Source organism: Clostridium ragsdalei P11 (genome assembly GCF_001675165.1).
GTDB lineage: Bacteria > Bacillota > Clostridia > Clostridiales > Clostridiaceae > Clostridium_B > Clostridium_B ragsdalei.
Genome location: NZ_LROS01000010.1, coordinates 39,802 through 53,511, shown reverse-complemented (window position 1 = coordinate 53,511; position 13,710 = coordinate 39,802). Strand labels below are relative to the sequence as shown.

Annotated in this window: 8 protein-coding genes; 3 read left to right on the top strand and 5 right to left on the bottom strand. The window is 31.4% G+C overall.

All coding sequences use genetic code 11. The features are described from left to right. The first annotated feature begins 25 nt into the window (after positions 1–25). Together CLRAG_RS04745 and CLRAG_RS04740 are read left to right on the top strand one after the other, a co-directional pair. On the top strand, positions 26–724 hold the full coding sequence (locus CLRAG_RS04745) for an ABC transporter ATP-binding protein (protein WP_065077337.1): 699 nt from the start codon (positions 26–28) through the stop codon (positions 722–724). After that, entirely contained in the window at positions 724–2,967 is a 2,244-nt protein-coding gene (locus CLRAG_RS04740; RefSeq protein WP_065077336.1) for an ABC transporter permease, read from the top strand. Before CLRAG_RS04745 ends, CLRAG_RS04740 begins: the two co-directional genes overlap by 1 nt. 95 nt (positions 2,968–3,062) lie before the next feature. On the opposite strand, the gene CLRAG_RS20950 is transcribed toward CLRAG_RS04740, so the two are convergent. From CLRAG_RS20950 to CLRAG_RS04715, 5 genes are all read right to left on the bottom strand, one after another. Then, complete coding sequence (locus CLRAG_RS20950; protein ID WP_083985549.1) at positions 3,063–7,505, bottom strand: coiled-coil domain-containing protein; 4,443 nt, start codon at positions 7,503–7,505, stop codon at positions 3,063–3,065. Next, on the bottom strand, positions 7,505–8,242 hold the full coding sequence (locus tag CLRAG_RS04730; protein WP_065077335.1) for a DUF6063 family protein: 738 nt from the start codon (positions 8,240–8,242) through the stop codon (positions 7,505–7,507). The genes CLRAG_RS20950 and CLRAG_RS04730 overlap by 1 nt, the downstream gene beginning before the upstream one ends. Continuing rightward, positions 8,229–9,740 (bottom strand): replicative DNA helicase, encoded by a 1,512-nt coding sequence (locus CLRAG_RS04725; RefSeq protein WP_065077334.1) that lies wholly within the window; start codon positions 9,738–9,740, stop codon positions 8,229–8,231. Before CLRAG_RS04725 ends, CLRAG_RS04730 begins: the two co-directional genes overlap by 14 nt. Next, the gene (locus CLRAG_RS04720; RefSeq protein ID WP_065077333.1) at positions 9,731–10,744 is read right to left on the bottom strand and encodes a Wadjet anti-phage system protein JetD domain-containing protein; all 1,014 of its coding nucleotides are present in this window, start codon (positions 10,742–10,744) and stop codon (positions 9,731–9,733) included. Before CLRAG_RS04720 ends, CLRAG_RS04725 begins: the two co-directional genes overlap by 10 nt. 234 nt (positions 10,745–10,978) lie before the next feature. Then, positions 10,979–12,193 (bottom strand): LL-diaminopimelate aminotransferase, encoded by a 1,215-nt coding sequence (locus tag CLRAG_RS04715; RefSeq protein WP_065077332.1) that lies wholly within the window; start codon positions 12,191–12,193, stop codon positions 10,979–10,981. A gap of 266 nt (positions 12,194–12,459) precedes the next feature. On the opposite strand from CLRAG_RS04715, the gene CLRAG_RS04710 reads away from it, so the two are divergent. After that, entirely contained in the window at positions 12,460–13,668 is a 1,209-nt protein-coding gene (locus CLRAG_RS04710) for an MFS transporter (RefSeq protein WP_065077331.1), read from the top strand. Positions 13,669–13,710 lie beyond the last annotated feature (42 nt).

Below are 13,710 nucleotides of genomic sequence, written 5' to 3'. Positions count from 1 at the left end.
AAAAATAGTGAAAGGAATAAAGTAGATGTTCTTAATAGTAAAAAATTTAAAGAAAAGCTATAAAACAACTGATATAACTACCACTGTTTTAAATGGTATAGGAATGAATTTAGACAAAGGTGAAGTTGGAGTTATACTTGGTCCTTCTGGTTCCGGCAAGTCAACTCTCCTTAATATTATAGGTGGAATTGATAAATGCGACTTTGGTACTGTTTTAGTAGATAACCTTGAAATTACTAAACTAAATGATACTGAACTTACGGACTATAGAAGAAAAAATATAGGTTTTATATTTCAATTTTACAACTTAATACCTAACTTAACTGCTGGGGAAAATATTGAGGTTGTTTCAAACATAAGTAGTTCTCCTCTTAATACTGATGAGGTTTTAAAAGCTGTAGGTATGCTTGATAAAAAATATAGATTTCCAAGGGAATTAAGCGGTGGTGAGCAGCAAAGAGTCTCCATTGCAAGAGCAATAGTTAAAAATCCAAAGCTTTTACTATGCGATGAACCAACTGGTGCACTTGATTTTTCAACCTCCAGGGAGATATTAAAACTTCTTCAGAGAATTAACAAGGACTTTGGTTCAACTATACTTATGATAACACATAATAATGCAATTAGTTCTATGGCAAATAGGGTCTATAGGTTAAGAAGTGGAGAAATTGTAGATAGTGAAGTCAATAAAGAAATTATTCCTGCAGAAAGGATTGAGTGGTAATGATTATAAATAAAAAAATTAAAAGAACCATGCTAGAAAGTAAATCTCAATACCTTGGTTCCTTGCTGCTTATTATTTTTAGTTGTCTTCTTTTTACGATGTTTAATTTGGTTTCTATAAATTTATCAAAATTATTATCTTCTTTTGAAAAAGACTATAAGCAAGAAGATGCAACCTTTATGACAAGTAAAAAATTAAATAATCCAGAGTCCTTAGAATCAAAATTTAATATGAGTTTGGAGGAAACAAAATCCTTTGATTATTCTATATCAGAAAATAAAACTTTAAGAATCTTTAGGGAAAATACAAAGGTTAACATACCTGCAATAATTGAAGGTAAAAATTTAAGCAATGGCGGTATCCTTATTGACCCTTCTTATGCAAAAGCTAATAAATTAAATATTGGTGACAGTATAAAACTATATAATCAGAATTTTACCATTTCCGGTTTTATGTCTATGCCAAATTATATATATCCACTAAAATCAGAATCAGATATTATAAATGATCCAAATAGCTTTGGTGTTGCAGTAATTGATAAATATGATTTTAATAATATAAACAGAGGAAATAGCTTTTATGCTGTGAGATTTAATGGCGATAGAAGCAATTTAGGTGAAAAAATATCTGAACTCAAGGGTTATTTAGGAAGCAAAAATATTATTATTTTAAGCTGGATGAATGTAACTGATAATCCAAGAGTGACTTATATGACTGCAAAGCTTTCTGGAATTGATAAGATGAGCTCCTCTATGCCCATGAGTATCCTAATCCTTACTTGTATTCTAACTGGTATAGTAATGCTGAGAATATTAAAAAGAGAAGCTGCTGTTATAGGAACTCTTTATGCACTAGGTTATAGAAAAAGAGAAATTATGAAACATTATCTAATGTATCCCTTAGCTGTTTCATTATTAGGCGGTATTCTTGGAACCATGCTTGGGATAATAACCTTAAAACCTATGATTTCCTATTATGTGTCCTACTTTAATATACCTGTAAGTTCTTTAAGCTTTAATATAAATTATTTGATAATGAGCATTCTGCTTCCTATAGTCTTTTTGATTGTCTGCAGCTACTTTGTTGTAAATAAATCACTTAAAGCTTCACCTGTTGAACTTATGAGAGGTGGAAGAGAAAATAATAAGGTTGGCTTTATAGAAAAAAATATGAAACTTGATAAATTAAATTTTAATACTAAGTTTCAAATAAGAGAATTACTTAGAAGCATACCTAGAAGTGTATTTCTTATGCTTGGAGTTATTATGGCAACTATGCTGCTTTTAATGGGTTTTTCAGCAAAAAGTTCTTTGGATTATCTTATGAAGGATTCTTTTAGTGAAGCCTTTAAATACAACTATCAGTATGTGTTTAATTCTGTCCAAAATGGCAAACCAGAAAAAGGTGAAGCTTTCTCTGAGATACCCTTTGCACTTAAATCAGATTCCGATTTAACTTTTACAGTGTATGGGGTAAGTCCTGATTCTAAATATATTTCCTTTAAAAACAAAGCAGGAAATGTGCTTAAATCAGATAAAATTATTATAACAAGACCTCTAGCTGATAAGCTTAATATAAATCCAAAGGATACCATTAAGGCTGTTAATAGACTTGATTCAAAAGAATACAGTATAGCTGTTGATGATATTGCTGAAACCTATGTTGGCAGCTATATTTATATGCCTCTTAATAAGCTTAATGCCATGCTTAAGCTTCCTCCTGGCAGTTATACTGGGCTTTGGAGTACAGAAAGATTGTCCATTCCAGAAAACAAACTGCTGGCTTTTGTAACAGTTGATGATATGAGAAATGCCTTTAACACAATGACAAAGCCACTTCAGGCTGTTGTAGGTGGTATTGCTTTTATGTCCTTTATAATTGGACTTATAGTAATATATGTTGTTACTGCTCTTACAATAGAAGAAAACAAAGAAAATATATCTCTTATGAAGGTTCTAGGCTACAGAAATAAGGAGATTTATTCTCTAATTTTAAACAGCTCCTCTTTTATAGTTATACTTGGCTATATTCTTGGAGTACCACTACTTCTTGCCTCCATGCGTGCTCTATTTAAGTCAATAACCAAAGATATGAATGTATCCTTTCCAGTAACTATAAATTACATTTATGTTATAGTTGGTTTCATTATTATATACTTGACCTATGAGCTTTCAAAGCTATTAAGCAGGAAAAAAATAAATAAAATTTCTATGTCCGAAGCTCTAAAATCCCGAATAGAATAAGCAAAGCCTCTTAATATCAAAAATAACTTCTTATAGGCAAATCTCTTATTCTACCTATAAGAAGTTTTGCTAGTTAATATATTTTATATTTCCAATCAATGTATATCCGTAAATGCCACCTGTTCTAACTGCCCCATCCTGAATAAGGTCTGAGGATCACCGTCAACAAGGAAGGCTTTTTTTATTTCTCTTTCTTTAGTCATAATCTGGCTGCTGCAGTTGTCTGCAGTTCTAAGTCTGCAGCTGTATACTATAGGAAAGTATTCCCTTACAAATTTTCCTTCTGCATGAGCTGTCAAAGCTATTATCTGAAAACCTAACTGCTCTGCAATAAAAAACACTGGACTTAACACATGGTCACTGGAAGCCTTTCCAAAAGGGTTGTCCACTATAACAGTTCTATAATGCTTATGGTTTGATACAATTTGTGTTCTCTTTTCAGCCAGATAATTTAGTATTCCAAGGAATAAAGTCATATTTTTACTCCATTTTTCTCCACCAGACCAGGAATTTGATACCTCCCATGAAAAAGGCATACTTTTAACCTTTTGATCATTGGTTACTTTACGACATTTTACTTTAATGGTGTTTTGCTTCATCACAATTTGTAACAACTGCTTTGATTGCAGCCATTTTTCTATGGATTTCCTAACTTGACTCTCCAGTTCAACACCATTTTCATCTTTAAACTGATCCTCTTCCAACTGCTTTAACATCCAGTCAATGTGCTTTGCCAGTTCTTCCTTTCCCTCTTTTTCATTCCATTCAGGTACAGTAAATAGAAATACTTCCTTCCAATCCTCATCAATTTTTATTCTTGTCTTTTTAGGAATTTGTTTAAGTTCCTGCACCATAGTTACCAAATAAGAATGTAGATGATTTATAAATTGCTGAACTTCTTTATCATGTTCACGAATATCATTTTCTGCAATTTCTATAGTACGCATAATTCTCTCATTCATCTTGTTTCGCCAATCAGTAATATCCTCATAGGATTTTTTATACTGAACTCCTGTAACCGCCATATCTTTTAGCTTTACATCTACAATTTCACCTTCACAAAAATTTATAAACTCTCTCTTTTTATCTTCTGTATCTAACTTTCTATCCTTTAAGAGCTTTTCAGTTTCTTCTATATTTTTAATTATTTCATCTACAATCCCTGTTCTCTTATACGGAAACTCATTTTTTATATTCTCCGTTAATACAGCTTCTTCTATCTCTTCTGGCAAATAAGAATATTTGAAATTATAATTTTCCAATTTAGAAATACTATTATTTATGTCTCTTCCTTCTTTTTCTATAACTTCTTGCTGTTCAAGGAAATACTTTTTCTTTTTAACTATATCTTCTAATTCCTCTTTTAATATAAATTCTACCTGTTCTAAAACTATAGAAAAAGATATTATTTTTTCATATTTATTATAAAAACGATTCTCTTCCATTTCATAAACAGCTTTTTCCTTATCATATGACGTTTTGGCTTCATCATAGTCTTTTTTTAGATTTTTCAAAGGCTTCTTTAATCTTTGCAATTCTTCTATAAGCCTTTCAATCTCATCATCACCATAAATGGGAAATCCCATTTCTTCATCCAGCTGAAAATCCGTCTGCTTCCTTAAGTTATCCATCTCCTTTTCTAAAGTTTCCTTTATTTCCAAAGCATTTTTCACGTTTTCCTCTAAAGCTTCCCTGCCCTTTTGTTTCTTTTCTAGAACATCCTTTAAGCTTTTTCTCTGCTGCACCAGTACCGCTTTACTTGTAGATGTATACTTTACAGACGCACCAATGACTTCTTTATATAAGTCATCTGCCATTAACACAGAATTTGCTGTTTTAATTTCATTAAGCCTTTCCTTTATATCATCCTTTGCACCCAGGCTCAACTTTATTTTTCTCTCTAATTTAAGATTTTCCCCTTTAGCAAGTACAAGTTCTTCTTTTATTCTGCTCTTTTGCTCCTCAGCTTTTTCCTTTTCATTTTTCTTTCTTGAATATTCCCTGGCTTTAAGTATTTTTTGTTCCAGAAGATGCTGTTCTCCCTGTGCTTCAGCAATTGCTGTGTTGATTCTCTTCCCTTCTTCATCTATATCTACTATTCTTACTTCCTTTTTATCAACATCCTCAGTGACTAAGACTACGTTATCTTTAAGTGTTCTCTGTTTCTTCTGCATTTCAATATAATCTTCATAAGGATATTTACTATAAAAATCTCTTACATTCCTAAGAAGTTCAATACAGTTTCTTAACTCTTCTTCTTTTTTCCTGCGTAATTCTGTAGCTTCAGAAGCTTTAATTGAAATATCATTTTTCCAGCTTTCAAAATTTTTCTGAACAATATTCTTATTCCACATTGAAGGGAAAACGATATTTTTCTCAGATAAAACAGTATTTTGCTGCACTTTATCCCTTGCTTCTTTTTCATTCATCACAATAACTGGATGGGAAAGCTCATCATGCTGATTCGATATTTTATCTATAAGTTTTTCCACTTCTGTTTCTGATGTAATTATAGATATTGTCCAATAAGGATAGTTCTTATTAAGCTCCTCTTCCGATTCACTAGTAGTTTTTACTACCCTTTGGATATATTCCGTTCCACTTTCTATATAATTAAAACCATTTCTCCAATTTTTTATATATCTTTCTATAGAAGGATCTGCTGTATATAATTCACTCTCACTATAATTATCCAGCCATCTGTGAGCTAATCTTTCATCAAAAATCAAATTTTCCTTCTCTTCTCTAAGCCTTTCCAGCTTGTTTTCCACCTGCTCCAATATGGTATTCTGCTTTCTATACAGGGAATCAAAATTAAACCAACTGTTTCTAAATTCCTTAACTCTACAAAGCAGATTGTCATGAATTTCATTGAGATTTTTAAATCGTTCTGACAATTCCGTCTCTTCTTTCTTCAGGACATTTAATTCTTCTCTTTTTACTGGTATACTTTGTAATAAATCCTGCTTTTCTTCCTCCATCATCCTTACTTGCTTATTATATTCAAATACATCATTTTCTAAATCTGATATTCTTCTCTGCCACTTATTAAATTCTTCTTCTACCCGTTCCTTACTCTGATTGTCTAACATTTCCCTTTCAAGGTTATCCATGTCTTTTATAAGCTGATTGATGGAACCATCTAGTTTAGCTCCTGCTGCAGATAACTCACTTTCTTTGTCTTTACTTCTACTAAATTCTTTTTCAAGATCTTTAATCTCTTTTTCAATATTTTTAAGCTGACCTTCAATTACTGATATTTCATTATCAAGCTTTTGTTCCTGTTCCTTATAATATCCCCTAAGTTCACTGCTATTTAGTTGCAATTTATCAGTAATGTCTGCAATATCCTCGTCCTTGTCCAGATCATCAATCTGTTCTTTTAAAAACTCAATTTTCTCTCTTTGTATTTTTATACTCTGTTTATATTTTGCTATTCTCAAATTTTCAAGTCTTTTTTCTTTTTCTTCCTTATCATTTAAAACCTTACTATATTTATCAGAAATCTCTATAAAACACTTCTCCACTTTAAGCATTTTATCTTTTAATAACTGTAACTTATATGAAGCTTCCTTTTGATTCCAGTATTCCTCTTCTTTCGCAGCCAAAAGCTGATCTTTTTTGTTTTTATCAAGCTTTCCTCTATTAATTTCATCTTCCTTTTTAGCAAATTTATACAGAGCTTTTATATATTCTTTAATTTTAATGAAACTGTGATTCACCTCATCATAGGATTTATAAACATTTACATAAGAACTTATCTGTTCTTCCACCAGCCTGCTTTCATCTATTCTGGCTTTTAACTGTTTATATTTCTTAAAATGTTCTCTCTGTTTTTCAAAGGTCTCCGCAAATTCTTTAGTTCCATTCCCGGCCAGTGCTTCTTCTACTGTAGGAATTAAGAGATTATCTACCAGCTGTCCCGTGGTTTTACATGCATCAAAAAATGCTTCCACACCTCCTTCTACAGCATTTATCAAAGCAATTTTTCTCCACTCTGATGGAATAATTTTAAAATTTTTCTCTATATATTCCTGGTAATCTTTAATTGTACTGAAGATATTTGCACTAATTCTATTCTGACTCATATTAGAATAATACTCACCTGCTTCTTCCTTTGTAGCAGGTCTCTTTTTACCATTAATGCTTTTCCTTACAAAAGGGAGCTTTTCTATAGAATTATCATCATCTTCTTCATATTCATAAACATATTTAAGAGAATCTACAGCTCCTTTATTCATGAACAGGGTTACAGAAGTTAAAGCATATCTTCTAGGCCTTTCACTTAATATCCACTCTATTGCTATATGAGCTGAACTGTTTTCTAGCATAAGAGTATTTTTAATTTTACGCTCTGCTAAATCACTATGAGGCAATATGGCTTGAATAGCTGTTTGTACAAAAACTGTTTTTCCTCCGCCATTTTCAATCAAAATTATTCCATTATGTCCATCAAACTGAAAAATATCATCATTATATCTTTTTTCTCCATTTTCATAAATCACATTTGTAAAACGTATTTTAGAAATTGCTGGCATTAGCTTTCTCCTTTTCTGTGATCAAGATTATACATAAAGTCTAATATTCCTCTATTGTAATCATATTCCATATAATATCTTTGAATTATGTTCTTAGCCTTTTCTGTAAGCTCCAGCTCCTCGCTTCCAATATCTCTTACAAGCTCCTGTGCCTCCAAAAATTGCTTTACAGTATTTAGGAAACTCTTTCTACTTATAGTCCTGGCATCCTGATTTTTTACTCTTTCCTTAATTTCGTCCATATCCATCCATTTTTCTATAATAGCTGACCAATTATAATCAAACTGACTGTCTAATTCTTTTAGTTTTTCAGCATCATGTTCACTTAAAGCCTCAATTCTCTCATTTATGCTGGATAGCCACTCGCTTATATTAATAAAATCACGGGTTGGCTCTGTGGTTTGATAGCTATCGTAGAATTCTCCAAATAGTACAATTATAGCTGTATACATTAAATATAAATCCAGATTTACAGCTTTTGCTGGAAGGTACTCTTTTTTAAGAGTATCATTTGATACGTGGAATATTGAATTTCTTGAAACTGGTATCATATATATATAATCTCCTGATGCAAAAATAGTGCAATCTACATGATACGCAAATTGATCAATAAGTCCTCTTATCATCTCATCAGATATGTATAAACGCAGTTCTTCTTTCTCTCCATAACCTTTAATTGAAAGTATAGAATACAGCTTGAATGCCTGCATTACTTGTTCATTATTATATTGAAGCATGTTTGTCCTCCAATTTTAGAATCATATTTTTTATAGTAAATCTTTCTGTAACCTTAAGTATTCCTTCAATTTCCCATACATATAAGACTTTTCCTTTATTAATTAATAAATTGAAGGCCTCTCCAAATAAAAGCTCTTCATTTTTCTCATCTGTGTCTATTGTTACCGGCGATTTTTGATGAAGTATAATCCAGAAATCATAAAATATCCGATAATCCAATATACTTTCATATCCATTTTCTTTCATATAATTCGTGAGCTCGCTAATGCTGATCTCATGTTCATCACCCATAGCTTTTAATAATATTTCTGCTATAAACTTAAAATTTTCTCTTTGAACTTTCATACCTAACTTTATCTCTTCATCTTCTGGTACAGATAAAAAATCTTGAGTTTTTTCCTGTTTGTTTCTATTTTCAATTCTTTGCTTGCCAAATACTGTTAATGGTGACCAAACTTCATACTTTCCTAAATACATAAAAGGTTCTATCAGCACTCTTGATGCATTTAGTGGAAGAGGTGATGAAAATAATCTGCTGGTAATTTCCTGATCAAAATTAAAAGAATCTATACCTACATAATAAAGTGCCTCTTGAGCAGCTTGAAGTGCAGAAGTCTTAAGAACTATACTTTCCTTAAAAAGTAGTCTATGATCATAGTGAACCTGTCCAAGTTCCTTATCTATTTGGATTATAAGCTCATATGCCTTTCTATCTTTGTCATTTGTGAGCTCATTGCCTACCTTGTCCCTGGTTTCCTTTACAAAAGACTGCAGTTCATCAAATTCTTCATTCTCACGATGCAGTCTCATATTTATATCTTCAATTATACTTTTATATCTTTCATAAGTCTCTGTAGATACTATATTTCTATTTACTTCATGCTTTATTCTTACTATTCTATCTTGAAGGTTTTTTACATCAAGTCTCATTTCATCAATTTGTCTTAAAGCACCTACAAATTCACCTTTCTCCAGTTGTTTCCTTAAAACTAACTGATTTATAGATAACTGAAACTCATTAAAATATTCCTTTGTAGCAAAAATCAATTCCAAACCTTGTTCATCAAGAGTATAGTATTGAGTATTTGTTTCTAAATCTGCCCTAGCCGCTTTTAATATGGAATATTGAACAATTTCGTCCTTTCTCGTTTCCCAATTATAAAATGTTTTAAAGTTTCTTTTTCCTGTAGGAGGTCTAAAAGTCTCTATGATTGTTCTTGCCGCCTTTTCAAATCCTTCATAATTTAAATCTATTTTACCTTGATTAAGTTCATATAAAAAGGAAGCAAGTTCCCTTACTCCTGTTTTTTTATTTCTCATAAGCATATTTTCAAAGAAAAACAATAAGCTAAGCAAACCTAAACTAAAATAATCAATTCCATTGCCACTGTTATCCTTTGAGTTTTTATTTTGCAGCTTATATAATGGATCAAACAAGACTAGCCTTTGAATTCTTTCCCCATAGTTTTCTGTTATATTTTTTATACTTATATCCACTCTGTATTCCTCCATATGTGCCCAAGCTCATCCTTGTTTAAAGCTTCCTGCGGCAGATATTCTCCATTTTTCAAAATTTCTTCCAGCTTTATCTTTTCTTTCTCACTAAAAAAATTAACAAAATTTTTTAAAGCTTTATCATTTTTTTGCTGTGTTTCTTTTCCCCTGCTGCAAGGCTTTTTAAGCAGTTCTCTATAAAATTCAACTGCCAAGTAAGTATGCACTTTCTCATTAAGAGAATTCCATATGGATATTCCCTCATTGTCTAAATCTCCAAAATAATATATTTTATTATTTCCATTTATTCCTAATTGTCTTTCCAGCATGTCTATATCCGCTATTATTTTCCATCCTGAACCAAAAATTAATGAAGTAAACTCTGTTTCCTTTAATACCTGCATCAAAGCCATAAAAGTTGCCTTATTTTCCACAACTAGATGTAAATACTCTGACCTTGAAAACTGCTTAGGATTAACTGCCATCATCAATGGATCTGCACTATTTATTATATTAAGTTTTTCCCACAACTTTATTCTATCTAAAAGTTTCTTTCCACCTTTTTCACCAATCCATTTTTCATCACCAACAATATGAAAGGATCTTTCTTGGGCAGTAACATAATCTTTAGGCATGCCATTTTCCTCAATGTATTTATTGATTTTACTAATATATGGGATATCTTTATTCCATATTTCCTCACTTAAATTAAGGTATTCCTGAAGATCAATCTCTCTACTAATGTTCAATATATATCTTTGAACGTTATTTATGTGCTCTTTTCTTAACCCATATTTGTTAATTCCAAATTTATAAGGCAGAGGAATCCTTTTACCATTGTTATCTTTGGGATTTTTTTCAATCAATATGTTATTATTAATTAGCTTTCCGATATTTTCTGCAAATTTATCATATGAATAATTACCTGGAACTAACTTTTCTAGATTTCCTAAGGTTATAGTACTATTCTTATATTTTTTTAAATAGGAGATTAAATCTTGATACATATTTCTTCACCTTTTAGCTTTTTTATTTAAATTATAGCATATTATTGCTATAATTTATCCTATAGGAAATACTCCTCTTTTTCCAACTCTACTGCATCTCAACTATCTCTTAACAATTTAAATAAATACCCCACATAAAAAGAACTATAAACAGATTTGTTTCAAATCCACTTATAGTTCTTCCATGAATAGAGCACATAATAATCTAAGTTACAACAGCTATAATTTAATTTATTAGAGTTTCTTAATCCTCTCAACAGCCTCTAATGTATTTTCGTAAGTTCCAAAAGCTGTAAGCCTAAAATATCCTTCCCCCATCGGTCCAAATCCACTTCCAGGCGTACCTACAATATTTGCTTTTTCTAATAAGTAATAAAAGAAATCCCATGAAGTCATATTGTTAGGTGTCTTTAGCCATACATATGGCGCATTTACACCTCCGTATACAGAGTAACCTGCTGCTTTTAATCCTTCCATAATGATTTTGGCATTATTCTTATAATAATCAATTTGCTTTTTTATCTGCTCTTTTCCAGTTTCAGAATAAACGGCTTCTCCTGCCCTCTGAACTATATATGGTGTACCATTGTATTTGGTTCCATAACGTCTTGCCCAAAGTCTATTCAAAGAAGTTCCGGAACATTTTAGCTCCTTTGGAACAATCGTATATCCAAGCCTTAATCCTGTAAATCCAGCTCTTTTTGAAAAGCTTTTAAGCTCAATGGCACAATTTTTTGCACCATCGCATTCATAAATTGTATGACATACATTATCTTCTGAAATATATGCTTCATAAGCACCATCATATACAATAACAGCTTCCACTCTATTCGCATAATCAACCAAAAATTGAAGCTGATCTTTTGTAACCGTTGTCCCTGTTGGATTATTTGGAAAACATAGATATATAATATCTGGGTTTTCTTCTGGAATATCCGGCACAAAATTATTATCCGGAGTACAGGACATATATATAACTTCACTCCACCTTTGTGCATCCTTATCATATGTTCCTGTCCTTCCAGCCATTACATTTGAATCTACATATACAGGATATACAGGATCACAAACTGCAATCTTATTATCTACACTAAATAGTTCTTGAATATTACCAGCATCAGCATTTATTCCATCATTTATAAACACTTCATCTATTGAAATGTCCACACCACGGGAGTTATAATCACCTTTTATAATTGCATTTTTTAAAAATTCATAACCAAATTCCGGTGCATATCCTTTAAAAGTATCCTTATGTCCCATTTCATCAACTGAACTATGCAGTGCCTCTATAATAACCGGTGCCAATGGCTGAGTTACATCACCAATACCAAGCGAAATAATTTTCTTATGCGGATTGCTTTTTTTAAAGTTAGCTACCTTTTTTGCTATACTTGCAAACAAATATCTTCCCTGCAATTTTAAATAATTATCATTTAATTTACACATAATATCCTCCTTGCTGTCTTTTTCTTCTTGTTCTAAAGAAATGACTTAAAGGTCTATTGTCTATAGGATTATTATACTCAGCTCCTCCATACTTTGGCACTTCATTTCTGTATCTGAAGCTGCTATTTTCACTTTTTAATTATTTCCCCCATTTTTACATAATTCATCCTTGTACTTTGCAATTTATAGTATAATAAAAGTTAGGCCGTATTCGTAGATGTTTCATCTATAACTATATTATTAAAATAATCTTGGGGGATGATTTTATGGAACAATCAAAAACAGAAAATCTATGGAACTTTTCATTTATTCTAATGCTACTAATAAATGCTCTCGTCTTTATTGGTTTCACTATGATGACACCAATACTACCTAAGTATACAATTAGTTTAGGTGCAACAATGTCCATAGCAGGTTTAGTTGCTGGTATTTTTGCAATTACATCTATTATTATTCGTCCATTTGCTGGATTTTCAACTGACAGATTCAACAAGAAACATTTATTAATTGTTTCAACCATATTTCTGGCGGTTTCCGCATTAGGTTTAAAAATCTCGTACAACATATATACTCTTTTTTTCTTTAGAATTATTCAGGGCATATCATTTTCAGTAAGTGTTACAGTAATTAATGCTCTATCTACAACATATATGCCGAAAGAAAGGATAGGTGAGGGAATAGGTTTCATGGGCCTTGGATATATTTTGGCAACTGCAATAAGTCCAAATCTTGGACTGGAGATTTCATCACGATTTGGATTTAAGTATGTATTTTATTTATCTTGTATTATTGTTATGATTGCAGCAGCTCTTATGACCATAATTCCATATAATGCGCCAAATAAAGAAAATTTAAATGTAAGTAAGCTTCATATTAAAATTAGTGATTTTTTTGCCAAGGAACTGATTGTTTTTGCTGTTCTTGCTTGTTTATTTACATTTATGAATGGAGTTATCGGAAGCTTTTTAGCTTTGCTAGGTGATGAGAGACATATCTCAAATATCGGTTATTACTTTACCGTAAATGCCATTGTAATTCTTATTATCAGGCCACTTTCAGGTAAACTTCTTGATAATAAAGGTTTGTCAATTATAGCATTTCCTGCTTTTATCATGGCTATGGCCGCATCACTATTATTAGTAATTTCCTCATCTCTTTGGATGATACTAATAGTAGCAGTTCTCTATGGAATAGGACAAAGTTCACTTTCACCAGCACTGCAAGCTACTTGTGTTAAAAAGCTAGGTCCTAGTAGAGTAGGTATTGCCACAAGTACTTATTTTATTGGATATGATGCTGGACAAGGACTGGGACCAATTATAGGAGGAACCATAGCCGGTAAATTTGGTTTAACTTCTGTTTTTTATATTTGTGCTGCACTATTGTTTTCTGGAATAGTTATATACTATTTGCATACATTAAATGCAAAAAAAGCAAAGTCCAAAATTGTTAGTGAAAATTTAAATAATAATTAAAAACTTATCCTTAGTTGACATGGGTTTTAGTAAGGTATAATA

Bases quoted from the DNA above. Each gene is read 5' to 3' on its own strand.
- CLRAG_RS04745 (WP_065077337.1), top strand. From the start codon at position 26: ATGTTCTTAATAGTAAAAAATTTAAAGAAAAGCTATAAAACAACTGAT.
- CLRAG_RS04740 (WP_065077336.1), top strand. From the start codon at position 724: ATGATTATAAATAAAAAAATTAAAAGAACCATGCTAGAAAGTAAATCT.
- CLRAG_RS20950 (WP_083985549.1), bottom strand. From the start codon at position 7,505: ATGCCAGCAATTTCTAAAATACGTTTTACAAATGTGATTTATGAAAAT.
- CLRAG_RS04730 (WP_065077335.1), bottom strand. From the start codon at position 8,242: ATGCTTCAATATAATAATGAACAAGTAATGCAGGCATTCAAGCTGTAT.
- CLRAG_RS04720 (WP_065077333.1), bottom strand. From the start codon at position 10,744: ATGTATCAAGATTTAATCTCCTATTTAAAAAAATATAAGAATAGTACT.
- CLRAG_RS04715 (WP_065077332.1), bottom strand. From the start codon at position 12,193: ATGTGTAAATTAAATGATAATTATTTAAAATTGCAGGGAAGATATTTG.
- CLRAG_RS04710 (WP_065077331.1), top strand. From the start codon at position 12,460: ATGGAACAATCAAAAACAGAAAATCTATGGAACTTTTCATTTATTCTA.